The 20598-nt window shown below is 64.4% G+C and carries 26 protein-coding genes; 12 read left to right on the top strand and 14 right to left on the bottom strand.

Going from position 1 to position 20598, the window contains the following annotated elements; translation table 11 throughout:
* The 5 genes from PGX04_RS22900 to PGX04_RS22880 all read right to left on the bottom strand — a co-directional run.
* Nucleotides 1-245: DUF371 domain-containing protein (locus PGX04_RS22900; protein WP_273740626.1), on the bottom strand; the 245-nt coding region annotated here is incomplete at its 3' end.
* A gap of 113 nt (nt 246-358) precedes the next feature.
* Nucleotides 359-727, bottom strand: a complete 369-nt coding sequence (locus PGX04_RS22895) for a hypothetical protein (RefSeq protein WP_273740625.1) — start codon at nt 725-727, stop codon at nt 359-361.
* Between the two features lie 56 nt (nt 728-783).
* Nucleotides 784-2127, bottom strand: coding sequence for an alkaline phosphatase family protein (locus PGX04_RS22890; RefSeq protein WP_273740624.1), 1344 nt, complete (start codon nt 2125-2127; stop codon nt 784-786).
* Between the two features lie 194 nt (nt 2128-2321).
* Entirely contained in the window at nt 2322-2456 is a 135-nt protein-coding gene (locus tag PGX04_RS22885) for a hypothetical protein (protein ID WP_273740623.1), read from the bottom strand.
* Between the two features lie 147 nt (nt 2457-2603).
* A complete protein-coding gene (locus PGX04_RS22880; protein ID WP_273740622.1) occupies nt 2604-3134 on the bottom strand; it encodes an inorganic diphosphatase in 531 nt (176 codons plus the stop codon).
* A 204-nt stretch (nt 3135-3338) separates the two neighbouring features.
* Here PGX04_RS22880 and PGX04_RS22875 point away from each other — a divergent pair, with 204 nt between their 5' ends.
* Nucleotides 3339-3698, top strand: coding sequence for a PadR family transcriptional regulator (locus PGX04_RS22875; protein WP_273740621.1), 360 nt, complete (start codon nt 3339-3341; stop codon nt 3696-3698).
* Here the strand turns inward: PGX04_RS22875 and PGX04_RS22870 are convergent.
* Together PGX04_RS22870 and rnhA are read right to left on the bottom strand one after the other, a co-directional pair.
* The gene (locus PGX04_RS22870; RefSeq protein WP_273740620.1) at nt 3695-4327 is read right to left on the bottom strand and encodes a DUF7108 family protein; all 633 of its coding nucleotides are present in this window, start codon (nt 4325-4327) and stop codon (nt 3695-3697) included. The genes PGX04_RS22875 and PGX04_RS22870 overlap by 4 nt on opposite strands.
* A 296-nt stretch (nt 4328-4623) precedes the next feature.
* Entirely contained in the window at nt 4624-5217 is a 594-nt protein-coding gene (gene rnhA / locus PGX04_RS22865) for a ribonuclease HI (protein WP_273740619.1), read from the bottom strand.
* A gap of 162 nt (nt 5218-5379) precedes the next feature.
* Here rnhA and PGX04_RS22860 point away from each other — a divergent pair, with 162 nt between their 5' ends.
* Nucleotides 5380-6342, top strand: coding sequence for a transcription initiation factor IIB (locus PGX04_RS22860; protein ID WP_226041817.1), 963 nt, complete (start codon nt 5380-5382; stop codon nt 6340-6342).
* A gap of 70 nt (nt 6343-6412) precedes the next feature.
* Here the strand turns inward: PGX04_RS22860 and gfcR are convergent, their stop codons facing one another.
* Together gfcR and PGX04_RS22850 are read right to left on the bottom strand one after the other, a co-directional pair.
* A complete protein-coding gene (gene gfcR, locus PGX04_RS22855) occupies nt 6413-7072 on the bottom strand; it encodes a transcriptional regulator GfcR (RefSeq protein ID WP_273740617.1) in 660 nt (219 codons plus the stop codon).
* Complete coding sequence (locus PGX04_RS22850; protein ID WP_273740616.1) at nt 7069-8193, bottom strand: glucose 1-dehydrogenase; 1125 nt, start codon at nt 8191-8193, stop codon at nt 7069-7071. Before PGX04_RS22850 ends, gfcR begins: the two co-directional genes overlap by 4 nt.
* A 213-nt stretch (nt 8194-8406) precedes the next feature.
* Between PGX04_RS22850 and PGX04_RS22845 the strand changes: the two genes are divergently transcribed.
* From PGX04_RS22845 to PGX04_RS22835, 3 genes are all read left to right on the top strand, one after another.
* Complete coding sequence (locus PGX04_RS22845) at nt 8407-9714, top strand: HAD hydrolase family protein (protein WP_273740615.1); 1308 nt, start codon at nt 8407-8409, stop codon at nt 9712-9714.
* 373 nt (nt 9715-10087) lie between these two features.
* A complete protein-coding gene (locus PGX04_RS22840) occupies nt 10088-10768 on the top strand; it encodes a helix-turn-helix domain-containing protein (RefSeq protein WP_273740614.1) in 681 nt (226 codons plus the stop codon).
* Nucleotides 10769-10882: 114 nt separating this feature from the next.
* A complete protein-coding gene (locus tag PGX04_RS22835; protein ID WP_273740613.1) occupies nt 10883-11794 on the top strand; it encodes a dihydrodipicolinate synthase family protein in 912 nt (303 codons plus the stop codon).
* Between the two features lie 13 nt (nt 11795-11807).
* On the opposite strand, the gene PGX04_RS22830 is transcribed toward PGX04_RS22835, so the two are convergent.
* Nucleotides 11808-11972 carry a hypothetical protein gene (locus tag PGX04_RS22830; RefSeq protein ID WP_273740612.1) on the bottom strand — a complete coding sequence of 55 codons (165 nt, stop codon included), beginning with the start codon at nt 11970-11972 and terminating at the stop codon, nt 11808-11810.
* A gap of 204 nt (nt 11973-12176) precedes the next feature.
* Between PGX04_RS22830 and PGX04_RS22825 the strand changes: the two genes are divergently transcribed.
* Nucleotides 12177-13301, top strand: coding sequence for an acyl-CoA dehydrogenase family protein (locus PGX04_RS22825; RefSeq protein WP_273740611.1), 1125 nt, complete (start codon nt 12177-12179; stop codon nt 13299-13301).
* A gap of 72 nt (nt 13302-13373) precedes the next feature.
* Nucleotides 13374-13913: an HAD family hydrolase gene (locus PGX04_RS22820; protein ID WP_273740610.1), complete on the top strand. Its 540-nt coding sequence runs from the start codon at nt 13374-13376 to the stop codon at nt 13911-13913.
* A gap of 48 nt (nt 13914-13961) precedes the next feature.
* Here the strand turns inward: PGX04_RS22820 and PGX04_RS22815 are convergent, their stop codons facing one another.
* On the bottom strand, nt 13962-14195 hold the full coding sequence (locus PGX04_RS22815) for a DUF5822 domain-containing protein (protein WP_273740609.1): 234 nt from the start codon (nt 14193-14195) through the stop codon (nt 13962-13964).
* 115 nt (nt 14196-14310) lie between these two features.
* Here PGX04_RS22815 and panB point away from each other — a divergent pair, with 115 nt between their 5' ends.
* On the top strand, nt 14311-15123 hold the full coding sequence (panB, locus tag PGX04_RS22810; protein WP_273740608.1) for a 3-methyl-2-oxobutanoate hydroxymethyltransferase: 813 nt from the start codon (nt 14311-14313) through the stop codon (nt 15121-15123).
* A 41-nt stretch (nt 15124-15164) separates the two neighbouring features.
* On the opposite strand, the gene PGX04_RS22805 is transcribed toward panB, so the two are convergent.
* Nucleotides 15165-15962 (bottom strand): alpha/beta fold hydrolase, encoded by a 798-nt coding sequence (locus PGX04_RS22805; RefSeq protein WP_273740607.1) that lies wholly within the window; start codon nt 15960-15962, stop codon nt 15165-15167.
* Nucleotides 15963-16199: 237 nt separating this feature from the next.
* Here PGX04_RS22805 and PGX04_RS22800 point away from each other — a divergent pair, with 237 nt between their 5' ends.
* The 4 genes from PGX04_RS22800 (at nt 16200) to PGX04_RS22785 (ending at nt 19638) form a co-directional block, all read left to right on the top strand.
* Nucleotides 16200-16448 carry a DUF7127 family protein gene (locus PGX04_RS22800; RefSeq protein ID WP_273740606.1) on the top strand — a complete coding sequence of 83 codons (249 nt, stop codon included), beginning with the start codon at nt 16200-16202 and terminating at the stop codon, nt 16446-16448.
* A complete protein-coding gene (locus tag PGX04_RS22795; RefSeq protein ID WP_273740605.1) occupies nt 16445-18706 on the top strand; it encodes a CDC48 family AAA ATPase in 2262 nt (753 codons plus the stop codon). Before PGX04_RS22800 ends, PGX04_RS22795 begins: the two co-directional genes overlap by 4 nt.
* A 182-nt stretch (nt 18707-18888) precedes the next feature.
* A complete protein-coding gene (locus PGX04_RS22790; protein WP_273740604.1) occupies nt 18889-19092 on the top strand; it encodes a hypothetical protein in 204 nt (67 codons plus the stop codon).
* Between the two features lie 210 nt (nt 19093-19302).
* On the top strand, nt 19303-19638 hold the full coding sequence (locus tag PGX04_RS22785; protein WP_273740603.1) for a HalOD1 output domain-containing protein: 336 nt from the start codon (nt 19303-19305) through the stop codon (nt 19636-19638).
* Between the two features lie 56 nt (nt 19639-19694).
* Here the strand turns inward: PGX04_RS22785 and bcp are convergent, their stop codons facing one another.
* Nucleotides 19695-20168 carry a thioredoxin-dependent thiol peroxidase gene (bcp, locus tag PGX04_RS22780; RefSeq protein ID WP_273740602.1) on the bottom strand — a complete coding sequence of 158 codons (474 nt, stop codon included), beginning with the start codon at nt 20166-20168 and terminating at the stop codon, nt 19695-19697.
* Between the two features lie 109 nt (nt 20169-20277).
* On the bottom strand, nt 20278-20598 hold a 321-nt coding region (locus PGX04_RS22775), incomplete at its 5' end, for a DNA replication complex subunit Gins51 (RefSeq protein ID WP_465263836.1).

The following is a 20598-nucleotide window of genomic DNA, read 5'->3' as shown; positions in this document are numbered from 1 at the left end:
CTATCGCCGCGCCCCGTCACGGACTCCGTGTGGCCGTCGGCCTCAAGGGTGACCGTGATCGTCGCGTCAGCGTCCCGGCAGGCCGCGACGAAGTCGGGATCGAAATCCGCCGGCGCGCGGTCGGCCTCGATCGCGAGGATGCAGTCGCCGGCGGCGGTGAGAAAGTCGTCCGTCGTCACTTCGAACGTGCTCGCGTGCTCGGCGCTGACGTTCTCGTGGCCGCGAGCGTGGATTACCTCGTCCATGGAAGGCGGTTCGTTGCCGGCCGGAAAACGGGATCGAATCGGATCGGCGCACCGGCGCTGTGGAGCGGTTCGCGGGTCGTGTTTCGTACTGGCTCGAGCCTCGAGTAACGGTGCTACGATTCCGAACGATACCCCGCTCGGAATTCGCGGACCCCGGCACCGATCGTATTGCCGAGGAGGACGACGAGCAGGATCGAAACGAGTCCGATGCCGGACTCCTCGTGCAGAGATCCCGTCGCGATCCCGACGGCAGTTGCAATCACCGCGCCGATGGCTGCGAACACGGCTAGCCCGAGCTGGAGGGACGATCCGCTTCGACGCGACAGCACGTACTGGGGCACTCCGACGCCGACGGCCAGATAGATCGCGATCCCGACCGCCGTCAGTCCGAGAACGGCCGGACTCTCCGTGAGGGCACTGACGATGCTGGCGAGTACGATCGCACCGGCGAGACTGCTTGCGACGATAGCGGAGTCGTTCATAGTATCGCAGTACTGTCACCGGATAAATACGTGCCGCTGGTCGAACTGGTCGCCGCTCAGATCAGACTCGCGCCGTCGAAATCGCCGCGGCTGTACTCGATCTCCATCAGATCGAGGATCGTCGGCGTGATGTCGAACAGATCGGCGTTCTCGATCGTCGCGTCCGGGCTATCGATGTACAGCGACGTATCGTCGAAGCTGTGCATCCCGTTTCGCGGCCCGGTAGTGAAGATCTCGGAGTCGGCCTTGAAGCCGGATTTGAGGTCGAAGCCGTTGCTCGGAATCGCGACCAGGTCGGGTGCGATGTCGTCGTGATCGCCGCGGAAGGCTTCTTCCTTCTCGACGACGCGGTCGACCACCTTGTTGCCGTTCGGCCCCTCGAGCGCCTCGAGGTCGGCCTTGAGCTCGTCCCGGACCGCGTCGTACTCGTCCTCGGGGACGGAGCCGCGGGGTTCGCGGCCCTCGAGGTTGATGTAGAATCGGCCGGGGATGAACGAGTACGCTTTGGTGTCGTCGGAGATGTCGCTCAGTTCCTCGGGCTCGTCGGTCCCGAAGGAGAGCCAGCCCTCCTCCCGGAGCCACTCGTTGAAGTGGACCTCGTAGTCGAGGCTGGTAAAGCCGTGGTCGGAGGCGACGATCAGGGTGACGTCCTCCGGCAGCGAGTCGCGCAGGCGGCCGATGTAGTCGTCGACCTTCCTGTAGAACTCGATGAATTCCTCCTTGTACTCGCCGTCTCGCTCGTAGTCCTTGAAGAGGAAGTGGTTGACCCGGTCGGTCGTCATGAAGACGCCGAAGAAGAGGTCCCAGTCGTCCTCCTCGATGTAGTGCTGGAAGGCCTCGTACTGCGCGTCGACCGTCGCGTGGGCGTCCTCGATAAACTCGGATTTGTCGTCCTGGTGGCCGAGTTTCGGATTGACGTCGATCCGGTAGTCGAGCGTCTCGAGGTAGTCGCGGACGTCGTCGGGATAGGCCGCCTTGTCGAGGCCGGGCGAGAGGAAGCCCGACACCATCCGCTGGACGTCGCGCTGGGGCGGGAAGGTGACGGGGACGTTCATCACCGTCGCCTTGCGGCCGTCCTCCTGAACGCGGTCCCAGACGCGGTCGGCCTGGACGTCGCGCCCCATCGGGACGTAGGTGTCGTAGGTGCCGACTTCGCGGTCCTGGAAGCCGTACACCCCCGTCTCACCGGGGTTCACGCCGGTCGTCAGCGACGGCCAGCAGGCGCTGGATTCCGGCGGAACGATGCTCGAGATCTCCTCGGCGGTTCCGTTCTCGGCGATCGCAGCGAAGTTCGGGAACAGTTCCTCGTTCTCCGAGAGGAGACTATACGGCACGCCGTCGACCCCGATAAATGCGACACGGGGGTCGTCGTCGCCCCGTAGTCGGTCGAACAGACCCATGAACGGACGTAGTCCGACCGCATACAAGAAGCTTCGTTTCGAGACAGTGTTTTGCGAATGGCTGACACTCCGGACGCTGCACCGCCGAACGGCCGTCGGGAATCCGGTAGTCAGTCGCCGGGGATGTCAGTGATCGGTCGTTGGTCAGGGGATTGCGGCAGACGATCACTGAATCGGGACAGACAGCGGGATCGTTACTCCTCGCGTCCGCTCGAGTCCTCGGGATCGAAGTTGGTCGGAACGACCGTGGGATGGGCCATGCCGGCGGCGGCCTCGGCTGCGTCGTCGGCCGACGGAGGCGTTCGCGCGGTGGAGTCGGATGCTGCCATACACGGAGTACTGACGGGAGGCACGGGGATAAAATTACCCATGCTCATAATGCATGTCCCGACCGGCCACGGATAACTCGCGGGAATCGGTGCGTGCCGTGAGAAAAACGGATCGCAACGCAGATCGCGCCGCAGGACGGTCCGTCGCTAGAAGTTCTCGTCGTAGAGATCCTGGGCGTGTTCGATCGCGTCGTAGGCCGCCTGTTTGTCCTCCCAACCCTGCGTCTCGACTTCCTTGCCCTCCTCGAGGTTCTTGTACGTCGAAAAGAACTCGTCGATCTCGTCGAGTTCCTGCTGCGGGATGTCGTCGAGGTCGTCGATGTGGTTGTAGCGCGGGTCCTCGCTCGGGACGGCGATGACCTTGTCGTCCTGCTCGCCGTCGTCGTCCATCTTCATCAGCGCGACGGGACGGGCCTCGATGACACAACCGGGGAACGTCTGGTCTTCGACGAGCACGAGCACGTCGAAGGGGTCCTCGTCGTCGTAATAGGACTGCGGGATGAAGCCGTAGTCGCTCGGATAGTGGACGTTGCTGTGTAGGACGCGATCGAGGACGACGCCCGGAACGTCCTTGTCGTACTCGTACTTGTTTCGCTCGCCCTTGAGACACTCCACGACGGCGTAGATCTCTTCTGGCGGATTCGGTCCGGTCTCGAGGTCTTCCCAGAGGTTGACCATGTATCTGAGAGTTCACGGTCGATCAAAAAGTACTTTCGTAATCGAGTGTCACTATCTACGTGACGGTTGCCAGATATCCAAGAGACATGAATCAGGCACGTACACCCGTATCCGGCGGTATCGTGGCTGGTAGCAGGTTGTACACCGGCTGATACGAAGGGATAGTTGACAAGTCTTAAATACTCTGGTAACATTTGCACACGTATGTCAGAGGCACAATCAATCACCGGCGAACAGAGTATTGCACGCGAACTCACCGCCTTCCAGAACAACATCCTCGTCATCCTCGCCAAGGAGCCAATGTACGGCCTGGCAATCAAGCGAGAGCTCGAGGACTACTACGGGACGGAAGTAAACCACGGACGACTCTACCCCAATCTCGACGAGCTCGTCGATCTGGGCCTGGTCGAGAAGAGCGAACTCGACAAGCGAACGAACCAGTACTCGCTGACCGACGACGGCTACGACGCCGTCCTCGACGGCATCCAGTGGTCGCTCTCGAAGGTCGTCACGGGCGACGACCGCGCCGACGAGATCAGCGACATCGTCGAGAACAGCTACTAGAACTGGCGCTTCGGGACCGCCTCGGTTGCGGTCTCGAAGACGAGTTCGATCGACTCCGACAGCACATTTTGCTGTTTTTCGGACGGCCAGGCGTTCCTGACGACGTACTCCGTCCGAAACTCCGCGAGTTCGTCGCCCGTCAGTGCGTCCATCGGTTTCGCGTAGTGATTGCCGGCAAAATCGGCCAGCATCGCCGCGTTGTCGCCGTGTACGTCGCCGTGATCCGCTCTAACCGCCGCGACGAGGTCACGATTGTGCTCGTCGACTGTCTCCCAGTCGTCCGGATTCTCGGCGCCCTCGAGCGGAATCTCGACCGCGCGGTCGATGTCATCGATGCGATCGGTTCGGATGACGCCGTCCTCGTGCCATTCCTCGGGATGGAGTATCAGGACGTCGTCGCCGTCGTCGTCGCGGATACGTGACGTGAAGTCGTGTTCGTCGAGAAGTTCGTCGCGTCGGCTCTCGTAGGCCTCGATTTCGTTCTCGTCGACCGCGGTGCGCTCGAGTCGGGTCAGCCGTTCGACTTCGTCGGCGACCTCTCTTGGAAGTTCAGTGTCGTTCGGAGCATCGGCACCGTCTCCGCCCCGGTCGCCCGCACCGTCGGCGTCGACTGCGTTCGGATCGGTCATAGGAGAGCGTACGCGCTCGAACGGTTTTCCCCTTGCTGATTCGCTCCGAGCGAGCGCGAGTTGTTTGTGTAGCAGCTACTTCTGATGGGGACGTCGTGAAAAAAGCGCTCTACTATCGTGGCAACAGGGGATCGCCACGCCCTCCCCAACCGATTCGCTCGCTCTTGCCGTCGCTCGCTCATCCCTCGCGCAGCGTCGGGCCGCGGTTCATTACCATTCACCGCGGCCCAGCGCGCGCCACCGCACGCTGGCTGGTCGGTCCTGAGTGAGACGTTGCTCCCCAGAATTGAGCAACTCTAGGCCTGATCCAGCGCCTCGTTCACGAGGCCGTCCGCGCGGTCGTTGGCTTCTCGAGGGACGTACTCGAGGGTCCACTCGTCGAACGACTGCAGCAGTTCGTGGACGGTTACGCGCTTCTCGCGGAGTTCGGGGTTGTTGGTGTCGTACTCGCCGCGGACCTGCTTGACGATGAGTTCGGAGTCGCCGCGGACGTGAACCTCGTCGTAGTCGTAGTCGCGCGCGGCCTCGAGCGCCGCGATCAGCGCCTCGTACTCGGCCTGGTTGTTCGTGGCCGTCCCGATCGTTTCGCCGTCCTCGGCAACGATTCCGTCGCCGGTAACGATCACCCAGCCGATTCCGGCGGGACCGGGATTGCCGCGGGAACCGCCGTCGAAGTAGACGTGGGCGCGTCCGCCGTTCTCGCGGAGCAGCGCCTCGATATCTCGCGGGTCCGACCCCTGAATCACGACCTTGTCGTCGTAGGCGACGGCCGTGGCACCGCCGCGGCTCGCTCGCCAGCGCTCGTGGTCAGTGTTTCCCGAGTCGACGGCGACGCCCGCCTCCTCGAGTCGTTCGCGGGCCGCCTCGACGTCGCACTCGATAACCGGCATTCGTCTCCGTGATCGGCCAGAATCGGATAAAGGTTTTCCGGTTCCGTTTCGTAAAACTCGAGAGAGAACGCTCGTGTCGACTGTTTTCGAACGATACGGAGCAACAGGCGAAAACCCTTCCCAAATCTTTATGTACCATAATGAGACTACTATAAAAGTGCGATGACACGGTCCACCCGCCAGCGGGAGCGAACGCGCGAGACGGACGAGACCGAGGAACAAGAGGGGGAACGTGCCTGCCCCGAATGTGAATCGGACAATCTCGTCAAGGACTCCGACCGGGGAGAGCTCATCTGCGAAGACTGTGGGCTCGTCGTGGAGGAGGAACAGATCGACCCAGGCCCGGAGTGGCGGGCGTTCAATCACCAGGAACGGCAGGAAAAGTCCCGCGTCGGCGCGCCGACGACCCAGACGATGCACGACAAGGGGCTGACGACGACGATCGACTGGAAAGACAAGGACGCCTACGGCCGCTCTATCTCTTCGAAAAAACGTAGCCAGATGCACCGGTTGCGCAAGTGGCAGGAACGCATTCGAACCAAAGACGCCGGCGAGCGGAACCTCCAGTTCGCGCTCAGCGAGATCGACCGGATGGCATCCGCGCTCGGCGTTCCGCGCTCGGTTCGGGAGGTCGCGTCGGTCATCTATCGGCGCGCGCTCAAAGAAGACCTCATCCGCGGACGATCGATCGAAGGGGTCGCGACGTCCGCGCTGTACGCCGCCTGTCGCAAGGAAGGGATCCCGCGAAGCCTCGAGGAGATCTCGGAAGTCTCGCGCGTCGAACGCAAAGAAATCGGTCGCACGTATCGATACATCTCGCAGGAACTCGGCCTCGAGATGCGTCCCGTCGACCCGAAAAAGTACGTCCCGCGCTTCTGTTCTGAACTCGAACTGTCCGAAGAGGTCCAGACCAAGGCCAACGAAATCATCGAGAAGACGGCCGAGGAAGGGCTGCTCTCGGGCAAGTCACCGACGGGGTACGCCGCGGCCGCGATCTACGCCGCGTCCCTGCTCTGCAACGAGAAGAAGACGCAGCGCGAGGTCGCCGACGTCGCACAGGTGACCGAGGTGACGATCCGGAACCGCTATCAGGAGCAGATCGAAGCGATGGGGATTCACGGGTAGCCGACGGCGAACTCGGTATCCCTCTCGATTTTATCGCATCGCGTATTCGGTCCAGCGACCGCGTCGCCGGCTAGTCGTCCTTGCCGACGCTGATGACCTGCAAGAGCGAGTAGACGGGGACGCCCTCGAGTTCCTCGAGGCCCTGTTTGTCGGCGATGACGACGCAGGCGAGCGGTTTGCCGCCCTCGGCGCGGATCGCCTCGATCGTCTCGCGCATGGTGGTGCCGCTGGTGATGGTATCGTCGACGATGTAACATTCCCGATCGCGGATACCGGCGAAGTTCCTGGAGAACGTTCCGCCGAGGTCCTCGATATCGCCTTCCTCCCACTGGTGTTTCGCGGGGGTATAGGTCCCGAGATCGGTCTCGAGTTCGCGGGCGACCAGCGTCGCGATCGGGCCGCCGGCTTTCTCGATGCCGATCGTCAGATCCACGGCTTCGCCGTGTTTGGCGAGCATGTCGGCCATCGCCGAGGCGATGGCGCTCATCCGTTTGCTGTCCCGGCCGATCGCGGACCAGTCGACGTGGATGTCCTGTGGGCCGCTCGCACCGGGGGTTTCGTCGGTTCGCTGGGACGATTGTTCGGTCGCCTGTGGGGTCGTTCCGCTGCGCTCGACGAGCCAGCTCGCGGTCTCTCGGGAGACGTTCAGCTCGTCCGCGATCTCGCCCTTCGAGAGACCGCGATCTGCGAGCTCGGCCGCGCTCTCGATCAGGTCGTCGACGTTTTTCATATACCTGTGAATTCGACCGCCGTTTTTATAGTCGTGTCGTCATCCGAAGCCGCCGTCGACGCGCGGCCGGCTGCCGCGACGCGCGCGGTCGCCTCCGGGAACGCCCGATCGACCGCCTCGAGGCCGTGGACCCCGGTCACGACCGACTCGAGCACCCAGTCTGGAAGGCTCGAGAGCGTGTCGACGGCCCGCTCGAAGTGACGGCGGTTGGAGTTGACGCTGCCGACCAGCGCTTTGTTGTGCAACACGAGGTCGCGGTGTAGTCGGCCGCCGTCGACTTCGAACGACCAGTCGGTGGGGACGCCGAGCAGGGCGGCGACGCCGTTGGGGGCGAGCGCGTCGATCGATTCGAAGGCGTGTTTCGCGTAGCCGGTCGCTTCGTAGACGACGTCCATCGGCTCGTACGCGCCTGCGATCTCGGAGACCGGCGTCTCGCGGGAGTCGATGTAAGTCGCGCCGAGTCGCTCCACGATGTCGATCGTCGGGTGCGGTCGATCCGTCCGCCCGAGACAGTAGATTCGCTCGTAGTCGAGCGTCTCCGCGAACATCGCGACGGTCAACAGCCCCAGTGAGCCGGTGCCGAGGACGAGCGCGGATTCGGGCCGCCAGTCGAACGCCGAGCGCGTTGCGCGAGCGTGTTCGATCGCCTTTTCGGTAATGCTGATCGGTTCCACGAGAAAGCCCCACGGAGCCAGTTCGGCGGAAATCGGAACGAGACAATCGTACGGACTCGTGATGTACTCCGCCATGAAGCCGTGTGCGCCGACGATGCCGCGTTCGACGTACTCTCCTTCGGGGGCCATGTCGGGCTCGCCGCGCTCGAAGTAGTCGTTCGTCTCGACGCCCGCTGGCGGCCGTCGCACGGTCGGGACGACGTACTGTCCGTGCTCGAGGGCGGTTCCGTTCGCGTCTTCGACGACGCCGACGGCCTCGTGTCCGAGGATCAGCCGGTCGTCTCCGTCCGGAACGCCGCCGTGGCTCCCCTCGATGACCTCGTAATCGGTCCCGTCGATCCCGACGCGACAGATCCGCACGAGCGCTTCGCCGGGAGCGGGTTCCGGAACGGGTTGGTCGACGACCTCCGGGCTCCCCGCTCCGGGCCGGACTGCGATGGCTTTCATTGTCTCCCGGTAGGAACCGTGATGTTAAATATTTATTCCTACTCGAGTAAATATCGATATGTTCGGATATCGGGGACGTGGGACCGCCCGGCCGGGATCGCTCGGGCGGCGAACTGACTACGATCGGAACGACCGCGACCGAAATGACCGCGACCAGAACGACCGCGACCGCAACCGGAAACGGTTTTCCGTCCGCCCATGCCTGTAGCCCACATGGAACGATACGATCTCGTCTATCGGCTCTACGACGAGCACGACACGGCGACGCTGCGGGAGTACCAGGAGTTCGTCGACGTCTTCCCGGCGGTCGACTCCAGAGTCGCGCTCGAGCACTGGCAGGAGGCGACCGAGGAACTCGAGGATCGCAAGGACGAGATCCGGTCGGCGTTCGCGGCCGGCGAGACGTTCGCGGAGATCGCCGCCCGAGCGACTCGCGATCAGGCCTTCACCGCGCTCGATCTCGAGGCGAAGTACGGCCGCGCGGTGAACGTCCTCGTGCTCGACGTCGACGAGACGCTGCGCTCCGCCGGCGGAACGGACAACGAGATTCCCCGGGAGACGCTGCACCTCTTGACGGAGTTCCACGAGGCCGGCGTCCCGATCGTCATCTGTACGGGCCAGACCCTCGAGAACGTCAAGGGCTTCGCGATTCAGGGGCTGGGCAGCGAGATCGTCCACTCGGGGAACCTCTCGATCGTCTACGAGGCGGGAACGGGCGTGTTCACGCCGGGCCACGGCGCGGACACGAAGCAGTTGCTCTACGAGGACCTCGACGAGTCCATTCGGACCGTCTTCGACGACGTCCGGTCGCGCGTCCTCCCCGAGGCGCCCGAGGGACTCCGTCGGGGCTGTCACCTCCAGGGCAACGAGTTTAACGTCACGATGAAGCCCAACTACGAAACCGGGTCCGCGGACGCCCGCGAAATCATCGACGAGGCGCTGGTCTATCTCATCGATCTGCTCGCCGACGCCGTCGGTCGGATGCTCGAGCGGGGCGACGGGATGAGCGATGAAAACGGGAGTTCGGCCGCCGATGGCGAGGGTGAACCGAGGCTCGGCGACGAAACGATCACCGACTGGACTCGCGCCTTCTACGCTGGGCAGGACCCCGAGATCAGAGCGGTCCTCGAGGGCGAAGGGGGGTACCCCGACCTCGCGACCGACGACGTCCCCGACCGGCTCGTGACCGCGCTCGAGCGGATCGACGTCGCCTACTACGAGGCCGACGCGGCCGAGATCGGCAGCCTCGAACTGAACAAGGTGGTGGGCGTCGAACGCGCGCTCGACGTGCTCGGAGTCGAGGACCCCTTCGCGCTCGTGATGGGCGACTCCAAGAGCGATCTGCGCGTGATGGAATGGGTCGCCGACAACGACGCCGGGATCGCGGCCGCCCCGGAACACGCCTCTCAGGAGACCTTCCAGCACGTTCTCGAGACGGACGAACTCGTCTTCGATCGCGGGAAGAGCGTCGACGTGCTCCGGACGGTGTACGCGCTCAATCGGCTGGCCCGTCTCGGGTGATCGATCGGCCCGTTTCGCGCGTGCAGTGACACCCGATCCGAACTGCCATCCGTTCGAAATTGCCGTCGATCGATACCGTCGAAATTCCAGTTCCGTCACGCGATTCTGACCGTCGTCAGGCGCGACTCACTCCCTTAAACGGCCGGAATACAAAGGCCCGCTCATCAACCGTATCCGAGTCGTTTCTTCTAGCAGCACGATCCGAGCGAGCGTACTGTCGACGGCGGCCTCACAGCCGCTACGGGCGAGGCGTTCGCGACGACACCGAGCGGATCGGCTGGATACTTATGAGACGAATCGAGTCCCAGCACCACTACGACAGCGGCGTCGTTCACCGACCGGACTCGAGCCAGCGCTACGAGGTGACCCACCAATGACGACGATCGCAGAACTTTCGCTTTCGACGGACGAGTTCGCACTCGCAGAGACCCTCCAGCAACTACCGGCCCTCGACGTCCGCGTCGAAAGCGTCGTCGCGGAAGGGCCGACCCGGACCGTCCCGCTCGTCTGGTTCTCGAATGTCGGCCATGACGAACTCGAGAACGCCCTCGAGTCAGATCCGACCGTCGCCGAACACCGACAATTGCTCGAGAACACCGAGGACGGCAAGCTGTTCTACCGGTTGAAGTACGCGGCGGATGTCGAGTCCGTCTGTCAGTGCGTCTACACCGACGGCGGCACGGTTCTCGACGCGCAAGTGACCGACGGTCAGTGGACGCTTCGGCTCCTCTTCCCCCACCGCGAGGAGCTTTCGGACGCCGTCTCGGCCATCGAGGACTGCGGCGTCCGGGTCGATATCAGACGCATGGTCGAGGCCGGTCAGGACGAGGAACTCGAGACGACGGCGGCGCTGACCGAGCCCCAGCAGGAGGCGATCGCTGAAGCCTATCGCCAGGGCTACTACGACGTGCCGCGCGAGATCTCGCTCGAGGAGCTCGCGAACGAACTCGACATCTCTCATCAGGCGCTCTCCGAGCGGCTCCGTCGGGCGAACCGCGTCCTCGCGGGCGAGCAGTTGGACAACCCATCGGGAGAGATGGCGACGCCGGACTGACGCTCGAGGTCGGCGAGCGTCGCTCGCTGGTGTTCGGCGATCGATGGCTATTCGAGCCGCCGAGCGAGTCGCGGTAGCAGGCGTTTTTTGACCGTCCCCCACGGAGTGGGTCGCATGGCAAATCACGATCCCGGCGCCGCCGACCCGCTGTCGCTTCGCGGCGTCGTCCCGCCGACCGTCACCGCGTTTCGGGAGGACGAGTCCGTCGATTACGAGACGACGGCTGCACACGCCCGTTTCGTCGTCGACCGCGGGGTACACGGCGTCTTTCCGCTCGGAACCAACGGCGAGTTCCCGCTGCTCTCGGGCCCGGAGCGCGACCGGATCGTCGAGGCGGTCGTCGATGAAGTCGGTGACGACGTGCCGGTCATCGCCGGCGTCGGCGCTCCCAGTACCTACCGGACCGTCGCCCACGCCGAACACGCCGAATCCGTCGGTGCGGACGGTATCGTCGTCGTGACGCCGTACTACTATCCGCTCGACCGCGAGGGGGCCCTCGAGCACTATCGCCGGGTCGCCGAGGCCGTCGACCTCCCGGTCTACGTCTACCACATCCCGAGCAAGACCGGCAACGAACTGTCGCTCGAGACGCTGGCCGACCTCGCTGAAATCGACACCCTCGCGGGCGTCAAGGACTCGAGCAAGGACGTACCGTGGCTCGCCCAGGCGATCGATGCCCACCCCGATCTGACCTTCCTCGCGGGGTCGGACTCGCTCATCTTCACCGGCCTCGAAATCGGCTGCTCGGGAGCCGTCAGCGCCGTCGCGAACGTCTTCCCGGAACTTGTCGTCGACTGTTACGAGGCCTACGACGCTGGCGACGAGGAACGCGCGCGGGAACTCCAGAGCGAAATATTCGACGTACGAGACGCGTTCAAAACCGGCGGCGCGTACATGTCCGGTGTCAAAACCGCGCTCAGAATGCGGGACTTCGACGCCGGCCCGCTGCGGAGTCCGCTTCGGGTGAAAGACGAGGACTCCGCACGGGAGATGCGCTCCCGACTCGAGAAAATAGACGTCCTCTGAGGTGGACGGCGGGCTACAGGAGCGACCGCGTCCGCACGGTCCCGCTCAATACCAGCGTTCGCCCGCTTCCGTCGATCGAGGAATCCTCGAGGGTCGCCCAGCGATCGCTGACGTCGCGGTTGGAGTCGGCGTGGTCGCTGAGGGCGTCCGCGTCGCCCTCGCTGTCGTAGAGGAACACCTCGGTAAATTCGGACGTGTCGCCGTCGAACTCGTAGGTGGTCGCCGTGCCCGTGAGCCCTCGTTCCCAGTCCTCGAACTGGTCTCTTGAGGCGGACTCGAAGCAGACTCGAGGCGGACTCGTCCCATCTCGCAGCCGAGGGATGACCGCGACGCCGGCCGCTCGACGTGAGTTCCTTTGTGTGACGACGTCGTGGGAGTCGGTATGACGCTCACCGACGAACAGGCGGCGATCCGAGAGACCGCCCGAGAGTTCGCCAGCGAGGAGATCAGGCCGACAGCGCTCGAGGCCGACAGGGAGCAGGAGTTCCCCGAAGCCGTCTGGGACGGCCTCGCCGACCTCGACCTGACGGGGCTGACGGTCCCCGAGGAGTACGGCGGCTACGAGGCGGATCCGGTGACGGCCGCCGTGGTCAACAAGGAAGTCGCGTACGGGATGCTCTCGGTCGCAACGGCGCTGTCGGTCCACTCGCTCGCGACCTCCTGTCTCGCCGAGTTCGGGAGCGAGGACCAGCGGGAACGCTGGCTGCCCGAGATGGCCGACGGGCGGCCGGTCGGTGCCTTCGCGCTCTCGGAGCCACACGCGGGCTCGAATCCGGCGGAGATGTCGACAGAAGCGAGACACGAGGGCGACGAATACGTCGTCAACGGCGAAAAGCAGTGGATCACGAACGGCGAGCGCGCGGGCGTCTACATCCTCTTCGCGAAGACCGATCGCGACGATCCGTCGACGGTGACGCAGTTCCTCGTCCCGGGCGACGTGGACGGCCTGACCGTCGGCGAGAAAGAGGACAAACTCGGTCTGCGCGCGAGCGACACCACGAGCCTCACCTTCGACGACGTTCGGATTCCGGCCGAAAATCGGTTGACCGAGGAGGGGAAGGGGCTCTCGGCCGCGTTTCACATCCTCACCGGCGGTCGGATCGCCATCGCCGCCCAGTCCGTCGGCCTCGCACAGTGTGCGCTCGACGAGGCGCTGGCCTACAGCCGGGAGCGAGACCAGTTCGGCGGCCCCATTTCGGACATCCAGACGATCCGGCACAAACTCGCCGAGATGGCGACCCGAGTCCGGGCTGCGCGCCTGCTGACCCGAGACGCCGCTCGGAAGCGGGCCGCGGGGAGCGCAGCGCTCGAGGCGAGCATGGCGAAATATTTCGCCAGCGAGGCGGCGATGTTCGTCACGAACGAGGCAGTCCAGATCCACGGCGGCTACGGCTACGTCACCGAGGGCGAGGTCGAACGGCTCTATCGCGACGCCAAAATCACCGAAATTTACGAGGGGACGACTGAGATCCAGAAGACGGTGATCGCTCGAGAGCTGCTCGATTGAGAGATCGCGTCGACAAGTCGTCGGACGCAAAATTGCGAACAGTATATTCGACTCCCGCACGTATCAGCGGCCGTGACCGAGTACGACGCCGTCGTCTACGATCTGGACGGGACCCTCGTCGATCTCGACGTCGACTGGAACGCCGTCGCCGTCGACGTTCGTGAGGTGTACGATAGCGCGAACGTCGAGCCGCCGAGCGACGGGCTCTGGGACATGCTCGAGGCCGCCGGCGATTCGGGACTGGGAACCGAGGTGGAGTCAGCCATCGCGGCCCACGAACACGACGGTGCACGGACGTCGAACCGACTCGCTCACGCGGACGAACTGCTCGAGCGGTCGTTGCCGTCGGGCGTCTGTTCGCTCAATTGCGAGCAAGCCTGTCGGATCGCACTCGACGAACACGCGCTCGACGACGCGGTCGATGCCGTCGTCGGCCGCGACACGGTCGGAACGTGGAAACCGGATCCGGAACCGTTGCTCGCGACGGTTCGAGCGCTCGATGCCAAGCCAGCGCGGACGCTCTTTATCGGTGACTCCGCACGGGATCAACGGACTGCTGAACGTGCGGGGATCGATTTCGAGTACGTCGGTGAGGGACCGTCAGAGTTCTGAGGTCGCGCTGTCTGCGCGCGTATCGGAGGTGACCGGACGGATACGTTGTTACGTCTGCTTTCGCTTGGCGTAGGCGAAGACGACGATAGACGTGACTAACCAGACGGGCGCACCGACTCGGATCGCGAACTCGACCCGGTCGGCCCACGTGGGGAGGGTCGCCGCCGTCGACAGCAGGACGACGACCGGCGCGCCGACCAGGATGGTTGCGACGAAGGTCGTCTGCATCACCCAGCCGTAATCGACGCCGTCGGGTGAGGTCGTTTCGACGGGTTCTGGCACGCGTGAGTATGGCAACCCGGACCTCTTAAGCGCCGCGGATACGGCCCCAGCGGACGCTCGACCGTCACTGGCGGAAGAACAACGCTGTTTAGTTCTCGGCGGCCAAGCTATGGGTATGCCTACCGTGCGGGATCTCAGAGCGAAGGCCGGTGAAGCGGCGATCACGATGTTGACGGCGTACGACGCGCCGACGGCGGCGGTCGTCGACGAGGCCGGCGTCGACATTATCCTCGTCGGTGACAGCCTCGGGAACACCAATCTGGGGTACGAGACGACGCTCCCGGTTACCGTCGACGACATGGCTCGCCACACCGGTGCGGTCGCCCGCGCGACCGACGACGCCCTCGTCGTCGCCGACATGCCGTTTCTCTCGATCGGGGTCGACGAGGCGGCGAGCGTCGAGAACGCGGGCCGGATGCTCAAGGAGGCCGACGCTCACGCGGTCAAGCTCGAGTGCGGGCCCCACACCGTCGAGCTGACCGAGAAACTGGTCCGGCTCGGAATCCCCGTGATGGCCCACCTCGGACTGACGCCCCAGCACGTCAACCAGTACGGCGGCTATCCGCGGCAGGGGACGGATCGGAAAGGAGCCGAGCGCATCCTCGAACTGGCCGAGGCTCACGAGGCTGCCGGGGCGTTCTCGCTCGTCCTCGAGCACGTGCCGTCGAATCTCGCGGCCGACGTGACGGCGGCGCTGGACATCCCGACGATCGGGATCGGTGCCGGCCCGGACTGCGACGGACAGGTGCTCGTCGTCGACGACGCGATCGGGCTCAGCGAGTGGTCGCCCTCCTTCTCGAAACAGTTCGGGAACGTCCGCGAGGAGATGGAGTCCGCGGTCGGGAAGTACGTCTCGGCGGTCGAATCCGGCGAGTTCCCCGCCGACGAACACAGTCACGAGGAGAGCGATCTCGAGGACATTTACTGATTCGTTGCCGGCTCGGTACGACAGCCGTCTCGAGTCGATTCTCAGTACCAGTCTCGATCTCGGTCACCGTCGATCTCGGACAGGAATTCGTCGACGACCGCGTTGAACGCGGACGGCCGTTCGATCATCGCCAGGTGTGCGGCGTCCTCGATCTCGGCGAGTCCGGCCTCGTCGATTTCGTCGGCGAGGTACTCGTGAAACCACGGCGGCGTCAACTGGTCGTACTCGCCGTACACCGCGAGCGTGGGAGTGTCGATCTCGCGGACGCGATCGCGGACGTCGAACTCGTGGCAGGTCAGAAAGTCCCGGCGCGTGACCGCCTGGCCGGTGTCGTACATCCGCTCCATCGATCGCTCGCGGAGGCCCGAGTCGGGGTCGTGAAAGAGCCGATCCGGCCCGTGGAGGAATTCGACCGCGCGCTCGAAATCGGACCGGAGCCACGCCAGGAGATCCTCGAGCACGCCGAGTCGAGCGCCGGTCCCCGTCAGGACGGCCGCCGCGGGATCGAACTCGCGCTCGAGCAGAATCTGCAGGACGACGGCACCGCCGAGAGAGTTTCCGACGAGGACCGCCGCGTCTGTCGCCTCGACGACGGCCAGCACGTCGTCGGCGTAGGCCGACAGCGTCGAGTAGCCCGGGCTGGCGTCGATATCGTCCGACTCACCGTGACCGCTGAGATCGACCGTGACGACCGGTGCGTGATCCGCGAGCGGTCGCTGCCCGTCCCAGACGTCGTGGGAGCCGCCGCTCCCGTGGATACAACAGATGGGCGGTCCGTCGCTGCCCCGGTCGACGACGTCGTACGCCGTCTCCCGACCGTGATGTGGTACCGTTTCCATACATGTTAGCACACTGGGGACGGGTATAAAGACTCGATTCGGTGGCGACCGGAGCACGCCAGCAACGAAAATATGCCCGTGCCGAACCAATCGAGTGCTGTCATCCCGATCGAGTGACCGCAGGGGATCGCACTGTGAACTACGAACAATCAGTTTTGCACCCGATACGCCGCCTTCATGCGGTCTATCGGCGAAATGCTTATATAGAAACAGCGCTTACCTTGGGTTAGTTACAGCATGACTCTCGACCAATTCACCCCCGAAGAGGGGCAGGTGGCTCGCCGGTACGAATACGACGACAGCACGGTGATGGCTGTCGACTTCGGTACCGAAGAGGCCGACGCCTCGGTCGACGTCGTCGACGACACGGTTATCGTCGTCTTCGCCGACGACCAGTACGAGATCGAACTTCCCGAGAACACTGAGAACCCGCACACGTTTATCAAAAACGGCGTGCTCACTGTCGAACTGGAGGAGGAACGATGAAACTCACTGTCAAACCACTCAAACAGAAGGACGCCGGTCGCGGACTGGCCGCGATCGACCGCGTCTCCATGAACGAACTCAACCTCGAGAACGGGGACTACATCGTCATCGAGGGCAAGAGCGACGCGCAGGCCGTCGCTCGCGTCTGGCCCGGCTACCCCGAAGACGAGGGACGCGGTATCGTCAGGATCGACGGCCGCCTCCGCCAGGAGGCCGACGTCGGGATCGACGACAACGTGACCATCGAACCCGCCGACGTCAAACCCGCCAAGTCGGTCACCGTGGCGCTGCCACAGAACCTCCGCATCCGCGGTGATATCGGTCCGCTCGTCCGCGACAAGCTGAGCGGGCAGGCCGTCACCGAGGGCCAGACGGTACCGTTCTCGCTCTCGTTCGGACCCATGGCTAGCTCCGGTCAGTCGGTCCCGCTGAAGATCGCGAGCACCTCGCCGTCGGGCACCGTCGTCATCACGGACTCGACGAGCATCGAGATCTCCGAGACGCCCGCCGAGCAGGTTCAATCCGGCAGCGGTGCGTCCGCGGAGGGCCTCCCGAACGTCGCCTACGAGGACATCGGCGGCCTGGACGACGAACTCGACCAAGTCCGCGAGATGATCGAACTGCCGATGCGCCACCCCGAGCTGTTCCAGCAGCTGGGCATCGAGCCGCCGAAAGGCGTCCTGCTGCACGGGCCGCCGGGCACCGGGAAGACCCTGATGGCGAAGGCCGTCGCCAACGAGATCGACGCCCACTTCGAGACGATCTCCGGCCCGGAGATCATGTCGAAGTACTACGGCGAGTCCGAGGAACAGCTCCGCGAAGTCTTCGAGGAAGCCGAGGAGAACGCCCCCTCGATCGTCTTCATCGACGAGCTCGACTCCATCGCCGCGAAGCGCGAGGAGGCCGGCGGTGACGTCGAACGCCGCGTCGTCGCGCAACTCCTCTCGCTGATGGACGGCCTCGAGGAGCGGGGCCGCGTCACGGTCATCGCCGCGACCAACCGCGTCGACGCGATCGACCCCGCGCTCCGGCGCGGCGGTCGCTTCGACCGCGAGATCGAGATCGGCGTCCCCGACAAGGAGGGCCGCAAGGAGATCCTGCAGGTCCACACCCGCGGGATGCCACTCGACGAGGAGATCGACCTCGATCAGTACGCCGAGAGCACGCACGGCTTCGTCGGTGCCGACCTCGAGTCGCTGGCCCGCGAGAGCGCGATGAACGCGCTCCGGCGGATCCGCCCCGAACTCGACCTCGAGTCCGAGGAGATCGACGCCGACGTCCTCGAGTCGCTGGAAGTGAACGAACGGGACGTCAAGGAGGCGCTCAAGGGCATCCAGCCCTCGGCGCTCCGCGAGGTCTTCGTCGAAGTCCCCGACGTCACCTGGAACGATGTCGGCGGACTGGGCGAGACCAAAGAGCAGCTCCGCGAGACGATCCAGTGGCCGCTCGACTACCCCGAGGTCTTCGAGCAGATGGACATGCAGGCCGCCAAGGGCGTCCTCATGTACGGCCCGCCGGGCACGGGGAAGACCCTGCTCGCGAAGGCAGTCGCCAACGAGGCCCAGTCGAACTTCATCTCGATCAAAGGCCCCGAACTGCTGAACAAGTACGTCGGGGAGTCCGAGAAGGGCGTCCGCGAGGTCTTCGAGAAGGCGCGGTCGAACGCACCGACCGTGATCTTCTTCGACGAGATCGACTCGATCGCGGGCGAACGCGGTCAGCGACAGGGTGATTCCGGCGTCGGCGAACGCGTCGTCTCCCAGCTCCTGACCGAGCTCGACGGGCTCGAGGAACTCGAGGACGTCGTCGTGATCGCCACGACCAACCGGCCGGACCTGATCGACAGCGCCCTGCTCCGTCCCGGACGGCTCGACCGCCACGTCCACGTGCCGGTCCCCGACGAGGACGCTCGCAAGGCGATCTTCGAGGTCCACACCCGCAACAAGCCCCTGGCCGACGCGGTCGACCTCGAGTGGCTCGCCAGTCGGACGGACGGCTACGTCGGCGCCGACATCGAAGCGGTCACTCGCGAGGCCTCGATGGCCGCCAGCCGCGAGTTCATCAACTCGGTCGACCCCGAGGAGATGGCCGACACGATCGGCAACGTCCGCATCAGCAAGGAGCACTTCGAGCACGCCCTCGACGAGGTCAATCCGAGCGTCTCTCCCGACACCCGCGAGCGCTATGAGGAACTCGAAGAGGAGTTCCAGCAGGCCGAACCGGGCCAGGACGAACAGCTCGGCCGCACCTTCCAGTAAGGTCGACGGCCGCAGCCGCCGTTCGGTCCGCGAATAGCATTTTCGTTGCGATAATCGTACCCGCTTGCAGCTGGTGACCGTCGGTCATCGTCTGCAAGGCGGTCACTGGTCGGCCGATTTCCACTAGGTACCCACATATTTCCTCGCTCGTAGCTCTATCCGCGGCACTCGAGTTGATTATGATGCATCAATCCAAAGAGGAACTGACGGTCGGTATGGAAACGCCGGACGCGACGATCCAACATCAGGCGGGGTTCGGTGGGGCAACCGAATACGATGACCTGGCCGCAGAACACTTCCGCGTGAGCGCAGGAACCGATCTCAGGCCCCCGTTGGAGGGGATTCACGAGGGCACGTGCCAGTTTTCCTCGATCACAAAATCATGAAGTCGGTAGTCGATCGCGTATTCGCTGACCGGCAGCAGGACGATCAGTGTCGCGATAGCGTCTCGGAGTGGGTACGTCGATCGAACTCTCTTATTCAGGGCGAAGTTTCGTGGTGGCAGATTCGGTACCACGGGTGATGGAGGGACCACGCACTGATAGTGATCCAGTAACCGATGACCGACCAGCACACGACGGATGGGAACACGAGTAATGTCCGACCCGAATCGTAATCCCGCAGACGATGATCGGCCGGTCCTCGCAGAACGCACGCACGACGAGTCGACGCCGGCCAGTATCGCTACCGTCTACGCTATCTCGGCCGCGCTCGATACCGATCCGATCGACTGTACGACTGAACTGGGGTTCACGCTGTACGATCACATCGATCCGGAGGCCCTCGATGCGCTCGTCACGCAGACCGACCGCAACGGGGACGTCACCGTCGAACTCTCTCTTGACGAGTACCTGCTTCGGATCACGGACGGCGGTCGTATCCGCGTTCTCGGTCCGAGCGAGTCTGCCGGATCGGACAACCCCCCGAGATAGGACACTCGTCACGGTGTCAGACCGCTCCGCAAAGCCAGCTTGCCAGCGGCTGCCGCTCAGTGTGTGGCGTCGACCGACTCGAGATCCGCTAACACCTCGTCGGCGTGGCCGTCGGGGGAGACCCCCTCGTACACCGCTTCGATCCGTCCGTCCGGATCCACGAGGTAGGTGTTCCGGAAGACGCCGTCGAAGGTGTTGCCGAACATCCGTTTCTCGCCGTAGGACTCGTAGAGCGTCGCGACTTCGCCGAACTCGTCGGACAGGAGATCGAACTCGAGGTCGTAATCGGCCGCGAAGTCGTCGAGGTCGTCGACCGGATCGTCGCTGATCCCGACGACCGCGGCGTCGCGGTCCGCGAGTTGCGAGAGCGCGTCGTTGAACCCACAGGCCTCGGTCGTACAGCCGTCCGTGTTGGCACGAGGGTAGAAGTAGACGACGAGTCGCTGCCCCTCGAAATCGGAGCGGCAGATCGTCTCACCGTGTTGGTTGAGCAGTTCGAACTCCGGTGCCTCGTCGCCGACATCGAGCATGCACGGGAGTTAGCGAGCGGTAACGTATGCGTTGCGATTTCACACTGGGGTCCGCGAAACGCGAGTCGTTGAGACGAAGCCGCTCATCACAGTGCGGTTCGAGGAGCGCTCACTCGAGGCGCTCGGCCGCCTCCCGGTCGACGAGGGGGGCGGCGTTTTGTTCCGGGAGCGTGACGACGTCATCGCTGCTCAGCGTGTACTCGCGGTCGTCGACGCCGAGAATGTCGCCGATATCGCTGGTGATCCTGACGGTCGTGCGATCGACGTCGTCGGCCCGCCCGCCGACCGCCGAACCGGCAGCGGACTCCGTCGGTTCCGAATCAATGCCGGCATTCGAATCGGGGCCGGCCGCGGACCGCTCCGGTCGGGCGGCCGTCGAATCCGGTGCGTCGTTTCCATCGGTTCGGTCCGCCTCGCCGACCGGCGGACC

The sequence above is a fragment of the Natrinema soli genome (assembly GCF_028618695.1).
The sequence above is the reverse complement of the archived record's forward strand: the minus strand, read 5'-3'. Positions and strand labels throughout refer to the sequence as shown.